General features: G+C 62.0%; 19 protein-coding genes. 16 read left to right on the plus strand and 3 right to left on the minus strand.

Annotated elements, in window-relative coordinates:
• Positions 1–234: 234 nt before the first annotated feature.
• Positions 235–2,259, minus strand: a complete 2,025-nt coding sequence (locus N181_RS04755; RefSeq protein ID WP_037397182.1) for a BTAD domain-containing putative transcriptional regulator — start codon at positions 2,257–2,259, stop codon at positions 235–237.
• A gap of 503 nt (positions 2,260–2,762) precedes the next feature.
• Between N181_RS04755 and N181_RS04760 the strand changes: the two genes are divergently transcribed.
• From N181_RS04760 to N181_RS04840, 16 genes are all read left to right on the plus strand, one after another.
• Positions 2,763–5,624 carry a beta strand repeat-containing protein gene (locus N181_RS04760; RefSeq protein ID WP_037397185.1) on the plus strand — a complete coding sequence of 954 codons (2,862 nt, stop codon included), beginning with the start codon at positions 2,763–2,765 and terminating at the stop codon, positions 5,622–5,624.
• 130 nt (positions 5,625–5,754) lie between these two features.
• Positions 5,755–8,424 (plus strand): calcium-binding protein, encoded by a 2,670-nt coding sequence (locus N181_RS35185; RefSeq protein ID WP_280938361.1) that lies wholly within the window; start codon positions 5,755–5,757, stop codon positions 8,422–8,424.
• Complete coding sequence (locus tag N181_RS34575) at positions 8,421–8,777, plus strand: M10 family metallopeptidase C-terminal domain-containing protein (RefSeq protein ID WP_342585818.1); 357 nt, start codon at positions 8,421–8,423, stop codon at positions 8,775–8,777. The genes N181_RS35185 and N181_RS34575 overlap by 4 nt, the downstream gene beginning before the upstream one ends.
• A 313-nt stretch (positions 8,778–9,090) precedes the next feature.
• Positions 9,091–12,114 carry a calcium-binding protein gene (locus N181_RS04770; protein ID WP_060563260.1) on the plus strand — a complete coding sequence of 1,008 codons (3,024 nt, stop codon included), beginning with the start codon at positions 9,091–9,093 and terminating at the stop codon, positions 12,112–12,114.
• A gap of 55 nt (positions 12,115–12,169) precedes the next feature.
• Positions 12,170–13,216: a DUF1176 domain-containing protein gene (locus N181_RS04775; RefSeq protein ID WP_037397190.1), complete on the plus strand. Its 1,047-nt coding sequence runs from the start codon at positions 12,170–12,172 to the stop codon at positions 13,214–13,216.
• Positions 13,217–13,429: 213 nt separating this feature from the next.
• Positions 13,430–14,005 carry an S-(hydroxymethyl)glutathione synthase gene (gene gfa, locus N181_RS04780; RefSeq protein ID WP_037397193.1) on the plus strand — a complete coding sequence of 192 codons (576 nt, stop codon included), beginning with the start codon at positions 13,430–13,432 and terminating at the stop codon, positions 14,003–14,005.
• A 679-nt stretch (positions 14,006–14,684) separates the two neighbouring features.
• Entirely contained in the window at positions 14,685–15,128 is a 444-nt protein-coding gene (locus tag N181_RS04790) for an NlpC/P60 family protein (RefSeq protein WP_014328813.1), read from the plus strand.
• Between the two features lie 216 nt (positions 15,129–15,344).
• Complete coding sequence (locus tag N181_RS04795) at positions 15,345–16,451, plus strand: endonuclease/exonuclease/phosphatase family protein (RefSeq protein ID WP_037397197.1); 1,107 nt, start codon at positions 15,345–15,347, stop codon at positions 16,449–16,451.
• A gap of 1 nt (position 16,452) precedes the next feature.
• On the plus strand, positions 16,453–17,190 hold the full coding sequence (locus tag N181_RS04800; RefSeq protein ID WP_014328811.1) for an NUDIX hydrolase: 738 nt from the start codon (positions 16,453–16,455) through the stop codon (positions 17,188–17,190).
• A gap of 116 nt (positions 17,191–17,306) precedes the next feature.
• Positions 17,307–18,224, plus strand: a complete 918-nt coding sequence (locus N181_RS04805) for a PhzF family phenazine biosynthesis protein (protein ID WP_014328810.1) — start codon at positions 17,307–17,309, stop codon at positions 18,222–18,224.
• Between the two features lie 412 nt (positions 18,225–18,636).
• Positions 18,637–19,953, plus strand: a complete 1,317-nt coding sequence (locus N181_RS04810; protein ID WP_060563261.1) for a tyrosine-type recombinase/integrase — start codon at positions 18,637–18,639, stop codon at positions 19,951–19,953.
• Positions 19,950–20,201 (plus strand): hypothetical protein, encoded by a 252-nt coding sequence (locus N181_RS32900; RefSeq protein ID WP_153451470.1) that lies wholly within the window; start codon positions 19,950–19,952, stop codon positions 20,199–20,201. Before N181_RS04810 ends, N181_RS32900 begins: the two co-directional genes overlap by 4 nt.
• 546 nt (positions 20,202–20,747) lie before the next feature.
• Entirely contained in the window at positions 20,748–21,596 is an 849-nt protein-coding gene (locus N181_RS04825; protein ID WP_060563264.1) for a hypothetical protein, read from the plus strand.
• Positions 21,593–21,913: a DUF6074 family protein gene (locus N181_RS04830; protein ID WP_060563265.1), complete on the plus strand. Its 321-nt coding sequence runs from the start codon at positions 21,593–21,595 to the stop codon at positions 21,911–21,913. Before N181_RS04825 ends, N181_RS04830 begins: the two co-directional genes overlap by 4 nt.
• Positions 21,910–22,092 carry a hypothetical protein gene (locus tag N181_RS04835; protein ID WP_060563266.1) on the plus strand — a complete coding sequence of 61 codons (183 nt, stop codon included), beginning with the start codon at positions 21,910–21,912 and terminating at the stop codon, positions 22,090–22,092. Before N181_RS04830 ends, N181_RS04835 begins: the two co-directional genes overlap by 4 nt.
• Positions 22,093–22,157: 65 nt before the next feature.
• Positions 22,158–22,529 (plus strand): DsrE family protein, encoded by a 372-nt coding sequence (locus N181_RS04840; RefSeq protein WP_060563267.1) that lies wholly within the window; start codon positions 22,158–22,160, stop codon positions 22,527–22,529.
• A gap of 32 nt (positions 22,530–22,561) precedes the next feature.
• On the opposite strand, the gene N181_RS04845 is transcribed toward N181_RS04840, so the two are convergent.
• Positions 22,562–23,059, minus strand: coding sequence for a hypothetical protein (locus N181_RS04845; RefSeq protein ID WP_060563268.1), 498 nt, complete (start codon positions 23,057–23,059; stop codon positions 22,562–22,564).
• A 288-nt stretch (positions 23,060–23,347) separates the two neighbouring features.
• The gene (locus tag N181_RS04850) at positions 23,348–23,536 is read right to left on the minus strand and encodes a hypothetical protein (protein WP_060563269.1); all 189 of its coding nucleotides are present in this window, start codon (positions 23,534–23,536) and stop codon (positions 23,348–23,350) included.
• Between the last annotated feature and the right edge of the window lie 121 nt (positions 23,537–23,657).

Raw genomic sequence — 23,657 nt, forward strand, 5'->3', positions numbered from 1 at the left:
TCGGAGTTCTTCCCCCTCCCAAGGACGATCTAGCTCGAAAGATACATGTATTTTAGCAATTCCTCCAGAATAATGTTGGGATACAAGCGGAGTAATTGCATTGCACCGCACCAACAAGGTGTAAGAGTGCTGACGGCCGCCCGGCCGTGCGTCAACCTATTCAATGATTTAGCTCATGCTGCGCTGCAATGTGATCGAGCGCGGCCGACGGAGTTTCGCTTTCACAAAACCCGGCTACTCGAGGCCTGCCCGCTTCAGCACGTCGATAATTCGTTGGCGCGGCGCTGATGCCATTCGCCCGATCAGGTTATCCAGGTTGGCGATCGAGAGGTTCGGCATGAGCGCTTTCGCCTCGGCCACCGCTGCCATCGCCTCGTCCGTCCGGCCGCTCTCGACGAGTGCTGCGGCAAGCCCCAGTCGCGACCAGCATTCGCGCGCCTGCCGGCCGATCGCGGCTCGGGCCGCGGCTTCCGCCCCGGATATATCGCCAATCAGGAAGAGACAAACGGAACGCACGGTCATGAACATGCTGATGAGGGGATCGCGCGGACTGAAACGAATGGCGCGATCGATATAGGGTAGGGCCTCAGCCGGTTGTCCCGACCAGATATGCACCTGCGCCAGCGCGTAATGGGCATGGGCGTAGCTGGGGTTGAGCTCTGTGGCGATGCGAAGATGGTCATGGGCAAGGCCGAGTTCGCCCTGGCAGGTCAGAAGCCTCCCCAGCATGACGTGCGGGTAGGGATGGGCGCCATCGAGGGCGACGGCGTAGCGGGCATGAGCGAGGCCGGACTCAAGGGTAACGGGAATATTGTCCGACATCTGCCAGACGATGCGCACGACCGCTGCCTGCGCCAGGCCTGCATGGCCGAGAGCGAAGCGCGGTTGGAGCTCTGTCGCGCGCCTGAAGCACTCCTCCGCCGCATCGATCTCGTCCATCGAGAAATTGTAGATGTGCCAGAGACCGCGGTGGAAGAGTTCCCAGGCATCCAAAGCCTCTGGCAGTTTGCGCAGTGCCCGCTCGCGCTCGGACGAGCGCATTTCCGCGTCGACGGCGGTGATGATGAGGCCGACGATTTCATCCTGGACTGCGAATATCTCGTCAAGCTTGCGCGCGTAACGTTCGGCCCAGACGGTGCGGTGGGTGGCGGTGTCGATGAGTTGGACACCGAGGCTCAGATCATCTCCTCGGCGCCTGAGATTGCCGGTAAGCACATAACGGACATCAAGAGCCTGGGCGGCGTGTTCCGCGAGCCGCGGCCCGGCACCAAGTGCGAAGCTGGATTGGCGGGCAATGACGAGGAAATCCTTGTGACGCGACAGCTCGGTGATCAGATCCTCGGCAAAGCCCTCCGCGAGGAACGACTGGTCGGCGTCCTCGGTCGGATGGAGAAAGGGGAGAACGGCGATGGATATGCGGAAATCAGCCTCCGCAGCCCGTGTCGCTTCCTGCTGCATCAGCACGGATGCGGTGTCCGGGCTCCTGACTTCCCGCCCGGGCGTCCGTTGCAATGATAGTTCACCGGCCAGAGCGACGGTTTGCGGCGAGGGTTCGGTTCCAAGCTCGTCGGCAAGCAGTTGGCGACACTTCTGGAATTGGGCCACGGCGAGCGAGCGCTCTCCCTGGCGCGCATAGAGGCGCATCAGCAATCGATGGCTTTTTTCCCGATAGGGGTCGAGCGCGACCAGCTGCTGGGCAAGCGCTATGGCGGCGGCTTCCTCGCCGTTCTCGGCAAGCTGTTCCGCAGTTTTTGCAAGCAGCGTTTCGGAGAGGTTGCGGCATCGCGTCCGCTCGAACTCGATCCATTCCGACAGTTCTTCCCCCGAGACCGCCAAGCCTTCCAGAAACTCAGCGGACAAGCGCCGCGCCGTTTCGGCTCCCGCCGTTGCCGCGCTCCGGGTCACCAGTGCCTCGAGTTCGCTGACGTCGGTGAAAACGAAGTTCGGGTCGAGCATGACCGCGTCGCGGTTTGCGATCAGCATGTGGTCGCCGAGTACGGCGCGGATCGACGCCAGCGCATTGCGCAGGCTCGCCCGCGCCTGGTCGGCGCCCCGGTCCTCCCAAAAAAGCGCACAAAGCTTGGAGCGGGCCTGATACTGGCCGGCCGCCAAAGCGAGATAGGCGGCAAGAAGCCGGACCTTCGCCGTCGGCAGGATCAGCGCTTCGCCGTTGCCGGAGCGTACGGCGAATCCTCCAAGCAGGGTGAAGTCGACCCGTGACGCGTGGACGCTCTCTAAAAACCGCGGTTCCTCATTCATTTCACGCTCTTTTCACGGATTGCTTATGTTCCGTTTTCAAATCGGGTGCGACCCAATGCGACAAGCGGCATCGAAACGCTCGACGGTTTTCGGTGCCAACGGAAGGAATATGATGCGGCAGCGCGGCCTGCCTTTCGGGTGGGGTCTTGGGTGAAAAACAACCTCGACCATATTCAGAGAGTAAACTCAAGATTTTCAGCATGATCCATCTGCGCCATCAGCGTTCTCCATGCCGATCGAAGTAGTGTTCTTCGCCACATTCAGGCTGTTTCCATGGGAACACCGCGCCGGATTTTTCTGAACAATATGGCGGACATGGACGTAGTCGTCCGGATTCGAGGAGATTAGGCCATGATCAAGAACCGTTAGCGAAGGCGTCCCCTCAAGCAAAGCCGCCGGCATCCAGCCGCGGCAGTATTTTCCGAAAAACTTAAATCCGCTTCGACGCTGCTTTCTAGCCGGCGAACGAAGCCTCTATGCCAACAAGTACTCAGGAGAAACAAATGAAATTCATACCGGGCACCGACGGCGCCGATACGCTGAATGGCGATTTCGGCACAGACCAGATCTTAGGCATGGGCGGAAACGATACGCTCAGCGGCTCGTTCCAAGGCGACATGATCTTCGGCGACACAGGCGAAGACACCGTGAACGGCAACAGCGGCGATGATTTTCTCGATGGCGGTGACGCGAGCGACGACATCAACGGCGGCTCCGGACGCGATACGATCATGTCGGAGGTTCCGCTTTCCGGAACCGGCGATGTCGTCGACGGCGGATCGGGCACCGACCGCCTGATGGTCAACTATTCCGAACTCTCGGAAGGCGTGAGCATCACGATCCGCGACTGGATTACGCCGCAGACGCTGACAGGCAACATCCAGGCCACCAATGTCGAAGCGTTTTACATTACCGGCACCGATTTCGCCGACACGGTCACTGGCGGTAACTACAGCGACATGCTCTCGGGGGGCGAGGGCGACGACAAGCTGACCGGCGGCCGCGGTGCCGACTTGCTGATGGGTGACCTCGGCAACGACACCCTGAAAGGCGGCTATGGACTGGATTTCCTCAACGGCGGTGACGGCAATGATGTCCTCACCGGGGATAATGGCAACGATTTTCTTGCCGGCGACGGGGGCAACGACGACGTTCGCGGCGGCACCGGATCCGACTCCGTTTCCGGTGGCCTGGGCACGGACAGCCTGTTCGGCGATGATGGTGACGACATGCTCGACGGCGGCGCCGGCGACGACAAGGTCGAGGGCGGACTGGGCAACGACACGATCACCTACGTCTATGGCGAGGGCAAGGATACGATCGCCGACGCCGGCGGCAGCGACCGGCTGGTCATCCGCAACTTCAGCGGCGATTTCACCGCGAAGCTGCCGACCCAGGTCAACACGCTGGCCGGCGGCACGACCTTCGTCGGGATGGACCACTACACCATCGTTGCGACCGGCACCGGGATCAACAGGATCGTCACCGGAGCGGGCAACGACGTCGTCGATAGCGGTGCCGGCAACGATACCGTCAGCGGCGGCGCCGGCAACGACAATCTCAACGGCGGTCTCGGCAAGGATACGGTGTCGGGCGGTGACGGAAATGATGTCGTCACCCTCGGCGACGGCGGCGCCGACAGCGGTGACGGCGGAGCCGGCACGGATACGGTTGTCGTCGATCGGCGTGCGGCGACGGCAAGCCTGAGCTTCTCGGCGACGAATGCGACAGCGACGCTGTCCGACGGCACCAGCCTCAAGAACTTCGAGCACTACCGGGTGTCGTTCGGCGCCGGCAATGACGTCGTCAAGTCGGTCGGCAGCGCCCAGAGCGTCAGCTTCTCCGGCTTTGCCGGCAACGACACGCTGATCGGCACCGCCGGATCCGACATGCTCGATGGCGGCACCGGCAATGACAGCCTCTCCTCCGGGGCCGGCAACGACCGCCTCATCGACTTCGGCGGCACCAATGTCCTCAACGCCGGCGACGGCAACGACACGGTCACCGTCGGCGACAGCGGCGCCCTGATTGGTAACAACACGGTCGATCTCGGCACCGGCAACGACTCGTTCGAGCGGACAGCCTCGACCGGAAAGCTGACGCTCGATGGCGGAACCGGTACCGATTTCGCGGGGATCGATTTCTCCAAATATACGGCCGGGATCACCTTCAAGCTGGCTCCCTCCGTCACCGTCAGCAATGCGCCAGTCACGGTCAAGAACATCGAGCGGGTGAAGCTCGTCGGCGGCAGCGGCAACGATATCTTCGTCGGCGGCGCGTTGAATGACGAGCTGCGCGGCAATCTCGGCAACGATACGCTGACCGGCGGTCTCGGTAATGACACGCTCTTAGGTGATGGCGTCGGAATCTATGGCGGCCGCGACACGATCTCCGGCGGCGATGGCAACGACCGCGTCTATGCCGGGATCGGCGACACGGCCGATGGCGGTACCGGCACCGATACGCTCGACCTCGATGCGCGCAACCAGACGAAGGACATCTCCTTCAGCTTCGCCACCGGCAGCGCCACCGTCGACACGACGACCTCGTTCAAGGCCTTCGAGGTGCTGAACTATTTCGGCAGCGCAGGCCAGGACACGGTGACCGGCGGCAAGCTCAACGACCGGCTGGAGGGCAATGCCGGCAACGACACATTGCACGGCGGCGATGGCAACGACGTGCTGCATGACGGTGCCGGCAGCGACAGCCTCTTCGGCGATGCTGGCAACGACACGCTGACCCGCACCGTGTTCAGCGGGACGGACGTGTTCGACGGCGGCGCCGGGACAGACACGCTGTCCTTCGCCAACGCCAGCGACATCTCGGTCGTCCTCGATCTGCAGAGCCAGGCCTCGAACAGGGGCATGGCGCAGGGCCTGACGGTGAAGAACTTCGAGGTCATCAACGGCAGCGCCAATGACGACGTCATCCGCGGCGATGCGCTTGCCAACACCCTCAACGGCGGCGGTGCCGACGACGTTCTCGACGGGCGGGCCGGCGTCGACCGGCTGAACGGCGGAGCCGGCGACGACTGGCTGACCGGCGGGACCGGCAACGACCTGTTCGTCTTCGACCGTTCCGGCCGCGACGGCGAGGGCGACGTCATCACAGACTTCACCCGCGGCCAGGACAAGCTCTTGATCGACAAGAGCGACTACGGCATTGCCGCCGCCGACGCCAGCGTGACGCTCGTCGTCGGCGCCGATCCGGTGGCGACCAGCACCAAGGGCACCTTCCTGTTCGAAAGCGACAACGGCCGCCTGTGGTTCGACGCCGACGGCAAGGGCAGCGAGGCGGACCTCGAACTGGTGGCTATCCTGAAGGGAGTCACGACGCTGTCGACCAGCGATTTCCTCCTCGCCTGACGAGATATCGCGAACGATCCGCGCTGAACCCGTCCCGCATTGGCGGGGCGGGACCTCCGCAGGCTTTGACGTCGCGAGACACGAGATCCGGAACCTGCACGTCCCGATACAAATCACTTAGGAGACAGGAATGGGAACTATCACGGGCACGCCCGGCGGCGATGTGTTGATCGGCAGCGATCTCGAGGCCGACGTCATAACGGGCCTCGACGGTGCCGACATCATCAATGGCGGCATGGGCGGCGACACGCTGTCGGGGGATCAGGGAAACGATATCGTCAGCGGTTCGTTCCAGAACGACAGCCTCCTCGGCGGAGACGGCGACGACACACTGAACGGCAACAGCGGCTACGATTCGCTGAGGGGCGGTGCCGGCAAGGACAAGCTCAATGGCGGCAGCGGTGGAGACACCATCACAGCAACCTCGGTCGATGAGATTGCCGGCGATGTCGTCGACGGTGGCTCCGGCATCGACAGGGCGGTGCTCGACTATTCGGCCCATGGCGCAGGGCTGGACATCACCATCGGCGACTGGATCTCGCCGCAGATGCTGGCCGGCGGCCTCCAGGTGAGGAATGTCGAATCCTTCTCCATCACCGGTACGAACTTCGACGATGTGATCGTCGGCGGCAACTACACTGATGCCCTGTCCGGGGGGCTCGGCAATGACGAGCTTTCGGGCGGCCGTGGCAGCGATATCCTGTACGGCGGCGCAGGCGCAGATATGCTCGACGGCGGTCATGGTGGTGACTCCGTCAGCGGCGGGGCCGGCGATGACGTCCTCTTCGGTGGGGCCGGAGGGGACTCTCTTGACGGCGGCATCGATGACGACAAGCTCTATGGCGGTACCGGCGACGACGAGCTCGAAGGCGATTCCGGCAACGACCTTCTCTCGGGCGGTGAGGGCAACGACTTGCTGTCCGGCAGCTTCGGCGCGGATATTCTCCAGGGAGGCGCGGGCAACGACACCCTCTCCGGCGGTAGCGGCGACGACATATTGGAGGGCGGGGCCGGTGACGATGTCTTCCGCTATAGCTATGGCCAGGGAAAGAACCGGATCACTGATTCGAGCGGCAGCGATCGTCTCGTAATCGACCAATTCATCGGTAACTTCACTGCCAAGGCGGCGAGCGAGGTCAATACGCTCGACGACGGAACAACCTTCACCGGCATCGAGCACTATTCGATCTTCACCGTCGGGTCCGATGCCCGCCACATCGTCACCGCCGCTGGCAACGACGTCGTTGGAACGGGAGGCGGCGACGACACGGTCGATCTCGGCGCGGGCAACGATATCTGCTATGCAAACCGCGGCCAGGACAATGTGTCCGGCGGCGACGGCGACGACGTGATACAATTCCTCGACGGCGGTTCGGACCAGGCCGACGGCGGCAATGGAACGGATCGGGTGGTTGTCGATCTCGGCTCCCTGACGACCGCCCGGACCTTCTCGGCGGTCGGCAGCACCGCCACCCTTTCCGACGGCACGGTGCTGACGAATTTCGAGCATTATAGCGTCACGTTCGGCTCAGGCGACGATGTGGTCACATCCGTCGGCTCCGCCGAGACCGTCTCGTTCGCCGGTTATGGCGGCAACGACACGCTCATCGGCGGCGGCGGGGCGGATGTGCTGGACGGCGGCGCTGGCGACGACACGCTGACCTCCGGCGCCGGTAACGACGTGATCCGGGATATCGACGGCACGAACACGATCAGCGCCGGCGGCGGCGACGATGAGGTCCGTGTCGGCAACTGGTGGAACGGCACCACCAATAACACCGTCGATCTCGGCGCCGGAAACGATAGTTTCACACGCAACGCCTCGACCGGTACGCTCGTGCTCGATGGTGGCACTGGAACCGATTTCGCGCAGCTCAGTTTCAGCAACTACTCGGCTGGTATCACCTTCAAGCTGTCCTCGGACGTAACAGCCACCAACGCACCAATCACCGTCCGGAACGTCGAGCGCGTCAACCTCACCGGCGGCACAGGCAACGACGCCTTTGCCGGCGGCAGCCGCAATGACGAGTTACACGGTGCCGCCGGCAACGACTACCTCAACGGAGGCGCCGGCGACGATACGCTATCGGGCGGTGCCGGCAACGACACCTTGAGGGGCGGTGCGGGCAATGACGTCATTCGCTGTGCCTGGTACTTTGACACCGAGGGCAAGGACGTGATCTATGCCGAGGAAGGCAATGACACGGTCTACGTCGGCATCGGCGACAAATCCGACGGCGGTGCCGGAACCGATCTGCTGAGCCTCAATCTTTCGCAGCAGACGGAGGGCATCAGCTTCGATTTCTCCCAGGCCGTATTCACGGTCGGTACGGCGATGTGGTTCAGCGGCTTCGAGGCGCTCGAATATGAGGGCGGCAAAGGCAGGGACAGGATCACCGGCGGCGCTCTCGGCGACACGCTCGTCGGCAATGCCGGCGACGACGTCTTGAAGGGCGGCAACGGGGACGATACGCTCGTGGACGGCGCCGCGATGATCAGCTCTTCGGCGACGCCGGCAATGACCGTCTCACGCGTGATGATCCCGCAGGCAAGGATCTGTTCGATGGCGGCGCCGGCATCGACACACTTTCCTTCAGCGACGGTTCGACGTCGGTCGTTCTCGATCTCCAGGATCAGGCCACGAACAAGGGCCTGGCGCTCGGCCTCGCAGTGCGCAACTTCGAGGTCATCGAAGGCAGCGGCGCCGATGACGAAATCCACGGCGACGCGAACGGCAACATCCTCCGTGGCCTGGATGCCGACGACCTCCTCGACGGCCGCGCCGGCAACGACACGCTGATTGGCGGCAAGGGCGACGACTGGCTGACCGGCGGCGCCGGCAACGACCGGTTCGTCTTCGACAAGGACGGGTTCGACGGCGAGGGGGACGTGATTACCGACTTCGTGCGCGGCCAGGACAACCTCGTCATCGAGCGCGACGCCTTCTCAATCGCGGCGGGAGATACGGCCGTGACGCTCGTTACCGGCACGGACCCCGCCGCCACGAGCGGGAAGGCCACATTCCTGTTCGAAACCGATAATGGCCGCCTCTGGTTCGACGCCGACGGATCGGGCACCGACGCCGACCTGCAGCTCGTCGCCATCCTGAAGAATGTCGGGACGCTGTCGACGGGCGATTTCGTTCTCCTCTGAAGGGGATCGCCGGTTCCGGCGATCTTGTCGCAAGCCGCTGGCTCAGCCCCCACGGTGTTTCCGCCGTCATCCAACTGTTCCAGCGGGAACATCGATCGGGATTTTTCTGAACAATATGCCGGACATGGACGCAAGTCGTTCGAAATTCGAGAAGGGCAAAGCCATGATCAGGAACCGTCAGAGCAGTCATCCTCTTTGGGCTGTCGGCAGCTCCGGGCCACGGCAGCATTTTTCCAGAACGTAATCCGCTTCAACGCCGCATCGACGTGCCGGCGAACGAAATCTCCATGCAGCAAGAATTCAGGGGACAGCAATGGGAACCATCACGGGTACGGCCGGCAGGGACGTGTTGACCGGCAGCGATATCGAGGCCGATTTCATCGAGGGCCTTGCGGGCGGCGACATCATCGATGGCGGCATGGACAGCGACGAGATATCCGGCGGCGACGGCAACGATACCGTCAGCGGTTCGTTCCAGGATGACGAACTCACCGGGGGCGACGGCGACGACACGCTGAGCGGCGGCAGCGGCGACGATCGGCTGAAGGGCGGTGCCGGCAAGGACACGCTCAACGGCGGCAGCGGGGGAGACGACATCGTCGCAGACTCTGTCGGCGACATTTCCGGCGATATCGTCGACGGCGGCTCGGGTATCGACAGTCTGTGGCTCGACTATTCGGCGCACGGCGCGGGGCTCGACATCATCATCCGGGACTGGATTTCGCCGCAGGTGCTGACCGGTGGTATCCAGGTCACGAACGTCGAGTCCTTCCGCATCACCGGGTCGAATTTCGACGATGTGATCACCGGCGGGAACTATGCCGACGTGCTGCATGGGGGGCTCGGCAATGACGAACTTTCGGGTGGCCTCGGCAGTGACAGCCTGCATGGCGACGCTGGCGCCGACATGGTCGTCGGGGGCGATGGTCACGACAGCCTCTATGGCGAGGCCGGCGACGATGTCCTTCTCGGTGATGCCGGAGTTGACAATCTCCACGGCGGCGATGGTGACGACGAGCTCTCCGGCGGCACTGGCAACGATTACCTCAACGGCGACGCCGGCAACGACCTCCTTACGGGCGGTGGCGGCAACGACGAGCTCAGCGGCAGCCATGGCGCGGATATTCTCCATGGGGGGGCGGGCAACGACTACCTCAATGGCAGCACGGGCGATGACATATTGGAGGGCGGGGCCGGCGATGATAGGTTCTCCTATACCTACGGCCAGGGAAAGGACCGGATCAGCGATTCGAGCGGCAGCGATCGTCTCAGTATCCAGGGGTTCACCGGCGATTTCACGGCCAAGGCGGCGACCGAGGTCAATACGCTCGACGGCGGAACGACGATCATCGGCATCGAGCATTACGAAATCTACGCTTTCGGCTCCGACGCCAACCATATCGTTACCGGTGCCGGCAACGATACCGTCGATGCTGGGGCTGGTGACGACACGGTCGATCTCGGCGCCGGCAACGATACTTTCTACCAAAGTCTCGGCCAGGACAATGTGTCCGGCGGCGACGGCGACGACAAAATAAGCCTCGGCGGTGGCGGGGCGGACCAGGCCGATGGCGGGACGGGAAACGATCAGGTGATTGTCGACCGCAGTTCCCTGACGACCGCCCAGGCCTTTTCCGTGAGCGGCAGCACTGCCATGCTCTCCGACGGTACGAGGCTCACAGATTTCGAACATTATCGCGTTCTGTTCGGATCCGGCGACGATGTGGTCATATCCGTCGGTTCGGCGGAGGGCGTCCAGTTCTACGGCAATGGCGGCAATGACACGCTCATCGGCGGCAGTGGTGTGGATGTACTGGACGGCGGTGCCGGCAACGACATGCTGACGGCTGGCGCCGGCAACGACATCATCAACGACTTCGACGGCTGGAACACGATCGATGCCGGTGACGGCAATGATGGTGTCAACGTCGGCGACGGTTCGAGCGGCGCCAGCAACAACACCGTCGATCTCGGCGCAGGAGACGACACCTTCCGGCGCGGCGCCTCGACCGGTTCGCTCGTGGTCGACGGCGGCAGCGGAATCGATTACGCCGCCATCGACTTCAGCAAGTACGCCGCGGGCATCACCTTCAAGCTCTCGTCGGACGTGACTGCGGCCAACGCGCCGGTCACCGTCCGGAACGTCGAACGCGTCAGCCTCGTCGGCGGTGCGGGCAATGACCTCTTTGCAGGCGGCAGCCTCAATGATGAATTGAGCGGTGGCGCCGGCAACGATCACCTGAACGGCGGTGCGGGCGACGACGAGATATCGGGCGGCGTCGGCAACGATACCTTAAGGGGCGGCGCGGGCAACGACGTCATCCGCGGCGCAAATTACTCCGCTACCGAGGGCAGGGACGTGATCTATGCCGAGGACGGCAATGACACGGTTCATATCGGTATCGGCGACAAGGCCGATGGCGGTGCCGGAACCGACACGCTGAACCTCAATCTTGCCCAGCAGACGCAGGACTTCAACGTCGCGTTTTCCGACGCTGCGGTCATCGTCGATACGGCGACGTGGTTCAGCGGCTTTGAAGTGCTCGGATATCAGGGCAGCCAAGGCCGGGACAGGGTCACCGGCGGCGATCTCGGTGACGAGCTCGCCGGCAACGCCGGTGACGACGTTCTGAAAGGTGGCAGCGGGGACGATACCCTTGAGGACGGCACTGGCGACGACCAGCTCTTCGGCGACGCCGGCAACGATCTGCTCACGCGCGATGATACCGCGGGCAAGGACGTGTTCGACGGCGGCGCCGGCGTCGACACGCTTTCCTTCGAGGATGGTTCGACCTCGGTCGTCCTCGATCTTCAGGACCAGGCCAGCAACAAGGGCCTGGCGCTCGGCCTTACGATCAGAAACGTCGAGACCATCGAGGGCAGCGGCTACGATGACGAAATCCGCGGCGACGCGAACGGCAACATTCTTTATGGCCGGGACGCTGACGATATTCTCGACGGCCGCGGCGGCAACGATACGCTGGTCGGCGGTTCTGGCGACGACTGGTTGACCGGCGGAGCGGGCAGCGACCGGTTCGTCTTCGATGAAGACGGGCTCGATGGAGAGGGCGATGTCATCACCGACTTCGTGCGCGGTCAGGACAAGCTCGTCATCGAACGCGCCGGCTTCGGGATCGCCGCGGGCGACACGGCGGTGACGCTTGTCACCGGGACGGAGCCAGAGGCAACGAGCCGGAAGGGCACATTCCTGTTTGAGACGGACAATGGCCGCCTCTGGTTCGATGCCGATGGATCGGGCACCGGTGAAGACCCGCAACTCGTCGCCATCCTGCAGAACGTCACGACGCTGTCGACCGGCGATTTCTCGCTTTTCTGATCGCCAAACGGGGCGGGATGGACCCAACCCGCCGTCATCCAAAAGAGGTGAGGAAATGCGTAGTCTTGCGAAAGCAGCCCTGGCGCTCGCCCTATGGCCTTCCAATGCCGTCGCCCAGGAGATGGCCTATTTCGGCAACTGGGCCGTTGGTTGCGATAACCTCCGATCTTGCTCGGCCATCGGCCTGTCCGACGAGGGTGCGAAAATCGGATTTGTAAAGATAGAGCGTGGCGGCGAGGCGAATGCGGCGCCGCTCGTGACCCTCGGTCTCTACGAAGTCGGTTCAGGGAGAGGCTCGAAGCTTGAAGCCTTTCTCGATGATCGGCACGTGGGCGGCCACGTCAGCGAGCACGACGATGTCCACATGAAGGCGCTGTTGACCGGCGAGGCCGCCGATGCCTTTGTCGTGGCGCTTGGCAAGGCCAGGCAACTGCGCATCTCAAGGAGCGACGGGACCGGAAGGGCTTCGTCACCGGCTGTGATCGCGGCGGCGGGATCGGTCCCGTCGCTTCGTTTCGTCGACGACAGGCAAACGCGCAGCGGGACTGTTACGGCCCTCGTCAACAAGGGCCGGCAGTCCGCTTCCAGGGTTCCCGCAGTTCCCGAGGCGCCGCTTGTGGCGGCGAAACCAATCCAAATCGTCGAGGACGGTCCGCCGCCGGCTTCCATCGCAAATGCGGCGAAGGACGCCGATATTCTTGCCTGCCCGGATGGCATGGAGCCGATCGTCGCCCGCCTTTCGGCAAGGCGGACACTATGGGGCATCTGCAATTGGGCAGCCGCCTACAATATCGGCTACTCGTTCTTTCTCGTCGCGGAGGGGCAGGTGACCCCGGTGGCGTTCGAAGTCCACGGCAGCAGCAACAGTCGCTTCCAACATGGCGTTTCGGTGCTGACCGAACTCGTCAATCCTTCGATCTCCAGAGACGGCCTGACGCTTTCGGCAACAAATGCCGGGCGTGGGGCCGGAGACTGTGGCGAGAAGGGGGAATGGGCGTGGGATGGCGAGCGTTTCCAACTGCTACGTTACAGCAGGCTCGACACGTGCCGAGGGATCGTAGCCAGCGAGTGGCCCGTGACCTATCGCGCAAGCAGGAAATGAGGGAAGGCACGAGTGGTCGGTGACGACGCAAGCGGCGCCTGGGCCGCATCCAGATGGCGTTCGGCAACAGAGGCGTTCAGTGCTATGCTCGGGGCTGAACGTCGCGGTCTCTTCGCCGGTGCGCAGGCCGGGGTCAAGTCCGGCGGAAACGCTTGAGAGGGTTGCACGATTCCGGAGAGGTGCGGCACGGGAGTGCAGCCGAGGGAGGAACAAATGGAAACCCCTATTTCACTGCATCCATGGCTCGACAGCGGCCTCGCCAAGGGCGATCCAAGCTTCAGCGGCGGCACGCTGGTCTGCGCCTGCGCTGACCGTCCGGTCAAAGTCAAAATATCCGGCGGGATCGCGCATAATCACGCCTGCGGCTGCACGAAATGCTGGAAACCGGCCGACGCTACCTTTTCCATCGTGGCGGTCACGCCTCATGAGAATGTCAGCGTGATCGAAAACGGCGACAAGCTGGAGATCGTCGATCCGACGGCGCTGATCCGACGCCATCGGTGCCGGGAATGCGGCGTGCACATGTACGGGCCGGTCGAGCGCGAGCACGCGTTCCAGGGGCTCGACTTCATTCATCCGGAACGCTTCCAGGAGCGCGGATGGCCGGAGCCCACTTTCGCGGCCTTCGTTTCGTCGATCATCGAGGCGGGCGTCGACCCCTCGAGGATGAATTCGGTCCGCAATCATCTAAGGCAGCTCGGCCTCGAACCCTACGACTGCCTGTCGCCCGATCTGATGGACTTCATTGCTGGCTGGACAGCAAAGAAGAGTGGCGTTCTGAAGCAATAGAGGAAACGCTTCGAGCGCCGCCCGGCGCGCGCCGCGCGGGTGACGACCTCGAATTGCATGCGCGAAAAATCCCGGTGCCTCGCGGTGACGGCGCGCCATTTTGGGGTCAATCCAGCCGGATCGGCGTAGAAATGCGCGCCTCGCGCACGTTAGGCGCGATCTCTGCCACAATTTCGCTGCACCTCACCGGCAAAGTCCTGACGCTGACCAACGGCTGGCAGGGGAATTCCATATCTCGCTGAGCGACCGCCATCAGGTTGGGGCACGGCCATTGCAGTTTGCGGGCCGGCTGCAACTTCAAGCCTGGAACCCCACATCGGGTTTCAGCGATAGGAGATGTGCAGCCTCAAAGCGCTAGAGAGTCTTTCGTACGTCGTAGCGAAGGCGTGATGTAGTTTGCGTGGTTGCCAAGAGCGGCACCGCTCTCGGGCGGAGCCATGCAAAGCTTCGGCCTCTCAGGTTCGCCTGAGGTTTGTCGCGCGCCTCGATCAAGGACGCTCTAGCCCTTTGATTCCGGAGCATTTCTTTCGCGCGTTCGGGACGCTCTCCCGAACGCGGGCGGCTCTTTGCGTGCAAGGAATTTGCGCGCCTGCGGAGGGCATACCTGGTGCGATGGACGGAGACGCAGAGCGGCGCAACCCGGCATGAGGCCGGCCCGCGCACAAAGGAGACCCGACTCATGAAGGTTGTGGCGTTTCTGACTGCGGCATTTGTCGCGCTTACATCACCGGAGACCGCGTCGGCAGGCATGCTGGCCCAGGCCCAGCAATATGCGGGTCTGCACGAGGTCAAGAACAACAAGCGGCTGCGCGCCGCCCTCGGCATCAACCCGGCACGCACGCCCTGGTGCGGACACTTCATGGGCATGATCGCCCGAAAAGCCGGTCGGCAACCACCGCAGAGCTATAGCTTTGCGCGGTCCTGGACCAGGTTCGGAGCGCCGATCAAGCTTTCCTACGCACGCCCGGGCGACGTCATCGTGGTCAGAACCGGCCGGAGCTACCATGTCGGGATCCTCTCCACGCTGTCGAAATCGACCGCGCGGCTGATCGGCGGCAATCAGTCCGGCAGGGTGCAACTGTCCTATTTCAGCCGCGGCCAAGTGGTCGCTGTCAGGCGATAGAACGGACAAGGCTGCGTCTCAGTCGACATCGGGCGCCAGAGAGAGCGTAGCGCTTTGCACTTTGAATCGTCCCGCCCTACAGCGCCGCGCGTCCGATCGGACGCGCTACGTCGCTGTAGCACTTTGAAATGCTGCATGATTTTGCCCTTAAATCGATTCCGATTTAAGGAATCATGCAGTAATCTCCGCGGCATCTCCAATTTTGCGGATTGCCCGATGTCGCTTCGCCTCGCCACCTTCAATATCGAGAACCTGCTCAGCCGCTTCGATTTTTCCGGCTTCCGCAATCAGCTCAAGCAGGACCGGGTGTTGAGGCTTTTCGATGTGCGCAGTGAGGCGGAGTATCAGAGGCTGGAAGAGGCGCGCACGATCGCCCATACGGACGACACGCGGCAGATGTCGGCGCTCGCCATTGCCGACTGCGATGCCGACATTCTCTGCCTGCAGGAGGCCGACAACATGGCGGCGTTGCAGGCCTTCGAGTACGGCTATCTTTTCCGCATGGTCGGCAACGGATACCGGCAGAAATACCTGATCGAAGGCAATGACTCTCGCGGCATCGACGTGGCGGTGCTGATGCGCGAGGAGACGCGCGACGGGCAAAGGATCGAATGCCTGGAGGTCAAGAGCCATGCGGCGCTGACCTATGAAGACCTCGATCTTTTCAACGACGAACTGGCACTGACCAACCGACCGCGCGATCGCATCTTCAAACGCGACTGCCTGGAAGTGGATCTGAGGATCGGTGGCCGGCCGCTGACGCTCTTTGTGGTGCATTTCAAATCGATGGGGCCGGCACGCGACGGCCTCGACGGCCGACAGGCGACAATGGCGCTGCGCGCCGCCGAGGCGAAGGCGGTGCGCCATGTCATCGAAAACCGATTCGGCCGCGGCCATACGGCGGACAAGATATTCGCCATTTGTGGGGACATGAACGACTATCAGGAGAAGGTGGTCATCCTCGGCGACCGGCGCAACGGCTACGAATTCGTGCCGCACGAGGAAGAGGTGAGCGCGCTCGATATTCTCAGCCATGACGGCTTTGTCGAGAACCCCATGTCGAGGCGGCCGGTGCTTGATCGCTGGACGCTGTTCCACAGCCGTGGTCCGGAGGAAAGGCACTTGTGCCAACTCGACTACATCTGGCTGTCACCGGCCCTTGCGCGGCGCAACGCCAGCCGAGTTCCGGAAATTATCCGCGCCGGCCAACCCTACCGGACGATCTTTCCCGCTGGGCAGGAGGTGGAGCGCTATCCGCGCACCGGCTGGGACAGACCGAAGGCCTCCGACCATTGCCCGCTCGTCATGACGCTGGACATCTGACATGACCTTTTTCGAAGGCGACCGGACGGCCTGGCCCGCGGAAGGCACGGTCTTCCCGGTCTCGAAGATCGACATCGAGGTTTCGTCCGACCCGCATCCGTTCCACCTCGCCGAGGCAGAGCGCGCGCGGCAAAGCTGGCAGCGCGAGATCGCCGCCAACCCGCATCTCTTCGACGGAAGGATGGTGCTGCAGCGGTCGATCCGCATTGCCGAGGGACGCATCGCCGCAAGGGCGCATATCGTTCCTTATTCGACTTTTCTGTGGTGGCGAAGAACGCGTGAACCGGGCGCGTATCATCTTTTCGGCATGCCGATGCTGCTTTCCTCGGACGGGGCCATGATCGCCATCCGCATGGGTGCCCACACGGCCAATCCTGGCCGCGTCTACAGTCCCGGCGGCTCGCTGGAGCCGGAAGATATCGTCGACGGGCGTTGTGACGTCGCCGGCAACATTGCCCGTGAGGTGAGGGAGGAAACAGGCATTTCGCTTTCCGAGGCGGTGGCCGAATCCGGCTGGCACGCGATCCACATGGACAGCACCGTCACTGTTTTCCGCGTTTTCAGGCTCTCCGCCACGGCAGACGAAATGCTTGCGCGGGTGGCGGCGCACGTCGCCGCCGATCCGCATCCGGAGATCGACGAGGCGGTGGCGATCCGCGGACCCGAGCCCACAGCGCACAACTATCCGGAGTTCATTCCGCCGATCCTCAAGTGGCTCTTTGCGCGGCGAGGTGGCTAGGGCAAGCTGCGGATGTTTTCGCCTTGCCGCCCGGGCGAGAGCATAGCAAGCTTCATGCCGGTCCGTTTCGGACAAGGGTGCATCGGGAAACACGCGCCTTCACGAAGGGGGGATGCATGGGACGACGCTACGCGATCTACGACGTCTTCACCGAGAAGCGTCTCGAGGGCAATCCGCTTGCCGTGGTGTTCGATGCCGGAGACCTGAGCGACGTGGCCATGCAGGCGATTGCCCAGGAATTCAGCCTTTCGGAGACAGTCTTCATTCAACGACCGGGGAGTGCCTCCCATTCAGTGCGCCTCAGGATCTTCACGCCTTGGCACGAGCTGCCCTTTGCCGGCCATCCGACGGTCGGCGCGGCGGTGGCACTTGCGGAGGGGCTCTACGGCGACGCTGAGAAGCCGCTCGACCTCATGCAGATACTGGAACAGAAGGTGGGGCCGGTGCGCGCGGCGGTGCGGCTGCGTCCTGACAGCGCGACATTTGCCGAGTTCGACCTGCCTCGCAAGCCAAGCCGACTGGATGCCCGCTTCGACAAACAGGCGATCGCCGATGCGCTTAGCCTCAAGGCGACGCAGATCGGTTTCGAGAATCATGTCATTTCCTTCTGGAGTGCTGGCGTTCCCTTTGTCATGGTGCCCTTGCACGATGTCGGTGCCGTCGCGGCTGTCGAGTTCGACCCGCAGCGATGGGAGCGACTCGCGCCACTGGCCGAAGGCCGGCTCGCCGCCGCCTATCTCTACTGTCGCGGCGGCATCAACCACATGGCCCGTTTTCATGCCCGCATGTTTGCTCCGGAGATGGGGATCTCCGAAGATCCGGCAACCGGCGCGGCGGTGGCGGCGCTCTCCGGCGCGATTCACCTCTTCGATGAGCTTGTCGACGGACACCACCCGATCCTGGTGGAGCAGGGGGTGGAGATGGGGAGACCCTCCTTCATCCACCTGCACCTCGACATTGCCGGCGGTAAGATCGCGACCGCCCGTATCGGCGGCCACGCGGTGAAGATTGCCGAGGGGGAATTGGCGGTGTAGGCGATCCGGGGCCATCGACGGTTACCGGGGCCGGGGTGGCGTCGATATGCTTACGCAGCTGCGATCGGTACTCGCAGATTGGCCCGCCTGAGGAGAGATACAGTACACCCGTTTGGTCAATCGACCGGGTGCCGTTGAAAAAATCCGGTCCTGAATCGCGTTGGGCGCAACAACATCAAGGAATTGGAACAATGAGGAGTTTTTGGTGGGTGATCACGGGCTCGAACCGTGGACCCGCTGATTAAGAGTTTTCTGCCGGTGTCTCTCGCTGCATAACGTTGGATAACGATCCAACATCTATAAGCCGTTGCAATTGAATATGTTTTTTCGATAGGTTGGTGGTTGATATCATCACACCCTAACGCCGCTTATCGCTCACTTTTGATACCCGGCTGTTACCCCTGAGGCATAAATGGCAAAAGCTCTCACCGCGAAGTTCATCGACTCCGTCAAGCCAAGTTCAGCCCGTAAAGAGATCCCCGATGGCGGTATGCCTGGGCTCTATCTGGTCGTTCAGCCCAAGCGGGAACAAGACGGCAAGGAGTTGCCCGCCTCCCTCAGTTGGGCGGTTCGCTACAGGATCGCCAACCGAGCTCGGAAGCTGACAATCGGGCCATATCCTCGGTATGGGCTTGCGGATGCTCGAACGGCCGCCGGCAAGGCCCTGCGGGCTGTTTCAGAGGGCATCGATCCTGCGGAAGAAAAACGGCTTGGCAAACTCGCCCGCTCGAATGACGAGAATCAGGTCGACGTTGTCCTGAACGAATTCATCAGACGGCATGTAGAGGCCAAGACGCGCGAGAGCTCTGCCCGTGAAAGCAAGCGCCTCATTGATGCCGAGGTAAGGCCAGAGTGGAAGAAGCGACACATCCAATCGATCACTCGGCGGGATGTGATCTCACTGCTGGACAATATCGTCGATCGTGGAGTGGGAACCACGGCCAACCGGGTTCACGCCCTGCTGCGCAAGTTCTTCAACTGGTGCATCGAACGCGACATCGTGACGGCATCGCCCGTTGCCAACGTAAAGGCGCCGGCCGCGGAGGTGTCGCGCGATCGTGTCCTGTCGAATGACGAGATCCGGCTCCTATGGATGGCCTCTGACAAGATCGGATGGCCGTTCGGGCCTATGGCTAAATTGCTGTTGCTCACAGGCCAGAGGCGAGACGAAGTGGCTGCCGCAGGTCGGCGTGAGTTCAATCTCGATGTCAAGGAGCCGGTCTGGACCATTCCGAAGGATCGGTCGAAGAATGGCATCGCGCATGCCGTCCCGCTGGCGCCGGCCGCGTCGGACATCCTGAACAGCCTTCCCGTTGTCGAGGGTGACGCAAATCTGATGTTCACTACCACAGGCGAGACGGCAATCTCTGGCTTCTCCAGAGCCAAGGCCGCACTTGACGCGGAAATGCTCAAGATTGCCCAACAAGAAGCCGCAGAGCGGGGTGAGGATCCGGAGAACGTCCAGCTTGCTCCGTGGCGGTTTCACGACCTGCGGCGAACCTGCGCGTCAGGAATGGCATCTCTCGGCCAGCCGATCCACGTTGTCGAAGCCGCATTGAACCACCGCAGTGGAACCATCCAAGGTGTGACCGCCGTCTACGTTCGTCATGACTTCCTGGAAGAGAAACGTCGGGCTCTAAGCGCCTGGGCATCCATGGTCGAGGAGATAGTCGGCAAGAGCTCATCCGGAACGAACATTGTGCGCCTGGCCGGTTCGCGCCCTTTATGAGTGAGCGGCAAGCGCAGGGCAAGGGCTCCGGCCCCGGCAGGCGCCTGCATTTGGGAAAAGCCCGCGAAACCGGTTGTTTTGACATGATGGGATTTGGTAAAAAAAGAGAGAAAGTAAAGATGTCATTTCGGATTCTCACCAAGGAGGCGCAAGCCGGTAATGAGCAATCAAGTATACCTGACGACATCCCAAGTTCTTCAGCGCTACTCTATCTCCGAAATGAGCTTGTGGCGCTGGCAGAAGAATGAATCTCTTGGCTTCCCTCGGCCGATGATAGTGAACAAGCGCAAGTTCTTCAAAGAGGAAGATCTTGTCGCTTGGGAACGTGAACGCGCGAGGGCTTCTGCATGAGCCTCGCTAAGCCCAACCGAACCGCGCTGGCCTCCATATGGCCGCCCACTGCCGCCGTCGCCAAAGCTGCGGGGCACGAACAAATGAGTCCGCTCCAGGCGATCAGGCGGAAATGTACCGACTGTTGCGCCGGGCAGATCTCCGAGATCAGGCTTTGTGAGGCTGTTTCCTGCGCGTTGTGGCCCTACCGGGCATCGGTACACCCTTACACGTCCGCACGGATGAAAAACGGCGCGCAGGAAACTGATTTTCCGGAAAGCGAGGCCGCATGACCTGCTGTCACCCCGACAATGAAGCCGTGAACTTGGCCGCCCGGCCGATCAAGCGCAGCCGCCGCGGCCGATCGTCCCGGCGCTCAAGAACCGTTTTGGCCTGTCGGCCGTCGAGGCCTGCGAAGCCGCGGCGATGGCTGAGAAATTCCGGATGCTGAGGAGAGCGTTCGGTTGAAGGCAACCACCAAGAAGAAGCGGGACGGGTCCGAGCAGGTAATGCTCGGCAAGGTCATCATGAAAGAGAAGCCGGCGCGCAAACGTGCGCGTAGGCAGGAATGGGATTTCTCACGCGAGCTGCTGCGAGTCCGCGAGATTGAGAAAATCATCCGCTTTCGGCACGGATCACGAATTCCAGATCCATCAGGCACGGATGATGTTGATACCTGCCTTGCGTACCTGCGAGCGGTGGCAATGACCCCTCGGTCACAAGACGTCGTTTCCTGGAGCTCGAAATGGGCACCTTGGGCTGATCCGGTCACGGTGCAGTCGATAGCGAAACTCGGTAGCGGCCGAAAGTGGATGCTTAAGGCGGATGCGGTCGCCAAATTGCTCGACGTGACGATGTCACTCCGAACCGCCTTAGGTCTGCACACCATCGGTGCATGTGACATGGCCACAGCGGAGCGCAAGGACCTCGCGAAGGCGAACAAACGTGAACGCGATAAGGGCCGGCAGGAACGCAAGAGGCGTGAGCTGGGCATGGTCGATCGCAAGTCCCAGCAGGCGCAAACATTGGCGGCCACAAAGCCATGGGAGGCCGAAGGCATGTCCCGTCGCACGTGGTTCTACCGACAGAAGCGCGATTGCACCGCAATGTCGCGAGTAGAGATAAACAGGAATGGCGACACTTCAGTGCAACCGGCTTCACAGCCTGATTTTCCGCCGGCGCCACCGCAAGTTCAGATCGGGCAAAGCCGCGTAGCGGGTTTGTCTGGGGGTCTGGGGCATCATGCCCCGGCGGGGTTCCAAGGGGCGGCGCCCCATGGGAGTGGAGACTCTAGGGACGAGGAAGCAGCATGAAAGGTGAACAGATGGATCTTTTCGACATGACTACCGCTGCCAGCAAGTACAATGCCGAGATCATCCCCTTTCCCGTCGACCGTGAACTGATCTTCGTCCGTGAGACCGCCAGGACGCTCGAAAATCGCCACGGGCCGGCCGCCGATCGCTTTTGGCAAATGACCTGCCGGCGCCTATACGCTCGCCTGCAGGTGCAGGGCATGGCGGAGGCCGACATCAAGCGTGAGGTCGACAGATTTGCCTACGCTGTTCACGCCGAGATGCAGCGCGCAGCTTGGGCAAAGTGGATGGATGAAAACCCGAAGGGCGCCGCATGACCGAACAGCATTGCGCAACTCTCGGCTGGGCCTTCCTTCACAAGCCCACCAGGGAAGCCTTCCGGCGGTCGACGGGGGAGAACATAGCGCCAGCCCTCGAGCGGTATCGGGAATGGGTGGAAGAGAACCTTGTCGGCAAGCCTGGCAATATCCCAGAGGACGCGGAGGCCGCCGCTTGACCCTCACGAGCAGCGTCTATCGCCGCGGCCTAAAGGTGATATTCTGACATTCCACGGAGGCGATCATGGCCAAGATACTCGTGCATGTGACCGTAGGCCCGAACGATCCGACCAGGGCTGCTCTTGCATTCTTTGTCGCGAGAGCCGTCCTCGAAGAGGGCCATCATTTGGTTTTGTTTGTCGCCGGAGATGGTGTGCATCTCCTCACGCCAGAAAGCGCAGCAAGCGTGGAAGGGCTTGGCAGCGGAAAGCTCTCCGACCACTTCGAGGCAATCAATGCCGCGACAGCCGAGAAGGCCGAGATTTACTTCTCGGGAATGTCTGCCAAGGCCCGCAGCATTTCCCCCGATGCTATCGTTTTGCGGGGTGCTGCGCCGGGGAATCCCAACAAGTTGGTGCAACTGATCGCCCAGAGCGACAAGGTCATCAGCTATTAGCATATCGCCTGGAGAGCCGGAAGATTTCGTTGTCAACGGATCCAGTTGCGCTCAGGCTTACGATACTGGGGAGCATGATACACCCCGAATTCGAAGTCGGCCCCGCAGGGGATGCATCTGAACTTGTCCTGACTGCTGTGAGTCTTGTAGCGGAACTGCAGGATGGATTTTCGGCGCTGCTCGAAGCATACGGGGCAAATCCGGTGATGCGGCTCACCATCGACGCCTTCCTTTAGCTCGTAAGCCAAGGTGTTGTTGCCATAGTCGCGCAGTTGGTAGCGATCGGCGATCGCCTTCCATTCCTCGGCCTCGGCCAGCTTTGCCTTCAGCTCGGCTATTTCGTGCACCATCTCCAGCATCTGGGACTGTGCGGTAACGGCCGTACCCTGTGCACTCATTATGAGGTTCTGCATCTCAATAACCTTGTTCCGGATCACGGCAAGGTCGTTCATTTCCTTCACGGTGCCAGCGATATCAAGCGCAGTCTTTAAGGTGCCGACCGCACCCGCAATCATACCCATGTCGACCATTCAGATCGTTCCTTTCACTGGTTGCATAAGCAGAAAACGATAGACGACCCTGAGTCGCAAGCTCTGGGGATAAACGATGCTGTGAGAGTGGGAAACGTGTGGAGAACCTGGGGAAAACGGGGAAAGCCCCACCCACAAAGAGAGCCCGCAAGGAGGGATAACCAAGTCGGGCTCGAGTTACGGGACCATGTCTTTTTGGCTGTCCTTGAGGGTGGCACACTGGTTCGAGTTGTCCAGTAAGCTGTTCTGTCTAGGCCGTTCGATCCTTGGAGACCTGGCCAACCTCCGTCAATATTCGCTGATCATCTCCATGATCTCTTCAGGTGACTCGTTAACCTGGACCATCACGCAGGTCCCGTTATTGGGCGCGATGGTGACGAGAGTGGTACGCCGCTTCCCTTCAACCCGCTGGAAGTGGGCAACAGTGTCCATGTTGATGAAGATCGGTCCATTGCTGTCGTGTAATTCGAGCCACATGGATTGGTCCTCTCTAAGATAGCAGTTCGTTAGTTAGGTCGTCCTAAGATAGCACTAAAGAGCGGGGAAACGGCGGCAAACGCAAAGGCTCAACTCCGGCCTTCGTTTCTCCAGCATCTCC

The sequence above is a fragment of the Sinorhizobium fredii USDA 205 genome, from assembly GCF_001461695.1.
GTDB lineage: Bacteria > Pseudomonadota > Alphaproteobacteria > Rhizobiales > Rhizobiaceae > Sinorhizobium > Sinorhizobium fredii.

Excerpts from the sequence above, each read along its gene's own strand:
- N181_RS04775 (WP_037397190.1), top strand. The coding sequence starts at position 12,170 with ATGCGTAGTCTTGCGAAAGCAGCCCTGGCGCTCGCCCTATGGCCTTCC.
- N181_RS04830 (WP_060563265.1), top strand. The coding sequence starts at position 21,593 with ATGAAAGGTGAACAGATGGATCTTTTCGACATGACTACCGCTGCCAGC.
- N181_RS04850 (WP_060563269.1), bottom strand. The coding sequence starts at position 23,536 with ATGTGGCTCGAATTACACGACAGCAATGGACCGATCTTCATCAACATG.
- N181_RS32900 (WP_153451470.1), top strand. The coding sequence starts at position 19,950 with ATGAGTGAGCGGCAAGCGCAGGGCAAGGGCTCCGGCCCCGGCAGGCGC.
- N181_RS04805 (WP_014328810.1), top strand. The coding sequence starts at position 17,307 with ATGGGACGACGCTACGCGATCTACGACGTCTTCACCGAGAAGCGTCTC.
- N181_RS04770 (WP_060563260.1), top strand. The coding sequence starts at position 9,091 with ATGGGAACCATCACGGGTACGGCCGGCAGGGACGTGTTGACCGGCAGC.
- gfa (WP_037397193.1), top strand. The coding sequence starts at position 13,430 with ATGGAAACCCCTATTTCACTGCATCCATGGCTCGACAGCGGCCTCGCC.
- N181_RS04755 (WP_037397182.1), bottom strand. The coding sequence starts at position 2,259 with ATGAATGAGGAACCGCGGTTTTTAGAGAGCGTCCACGCGTCACGGGTC.
- N181_RS04835 (WP_060563266.1), top strand. The coding sequence starts at position 21,910 with ATGACCGAACAGCATTGCGCAACTCTCGGCTGGGCCTTCCTTCACAAG.
- N181_RS04760 (WP_037397185.1), top strand. The coding sequence starts at position 2,763 with ATGAAATTCATACCGGGCACCGACGGCGCCGATACGCTGAATGGCGAT.
- N181_RS04800 (WP_014328811.1), top strand. The coding sequence starts at position 16,453 with ATGACCTTTTTCGAAGGCGACCGGACGGCCTGGCCCGCGGAAGGCACG.
- N181_RS04790 (WP_014328813.1), top strand. The coding sequence starts at position 14,685 with ATGAAGGTTGTGGCGTTTCTGACTGCGGCATTTGTCGCGCTTACATCA.
- N181_RS04845 (WP_060563268.1), bottom strand. The coding sequence starts at position 23,059 with ATGGTCGACATGGGTATGATTGCGGGTGCGGTCGGCACCTTAAAGACT.
- N181_RS04810 (WP_060563261.1), top strand. The coding sequence starts at position 18,637 with ATGGCAAAAGCTCTCACCGCGAAGTTCATCGACTCCGTCAAGCCAAGT.
- N181_RS04795 (WP_037397197.1), top strand. The coding sequence starts at position 15,345 with ATGTCGCTTCGCCTCGCCACCTTCAATATCGAGAACCTGCTCAGCCGC.
- N181_RS35185 (WP_280938361.1), top strand. The coding sequence starts at position 5,755 with ATGGGAACTATCACGGGCACGCCCGGCGGCGATGTGTTGATCGGCAGC.
- N181_RS04840 (WP_060563267.1), top strand. The coding sequence starts at position 22,158 with ATGGCCAAGATACTCGTGCATGTGACCGTAGGCCCGAACGATCCGACC.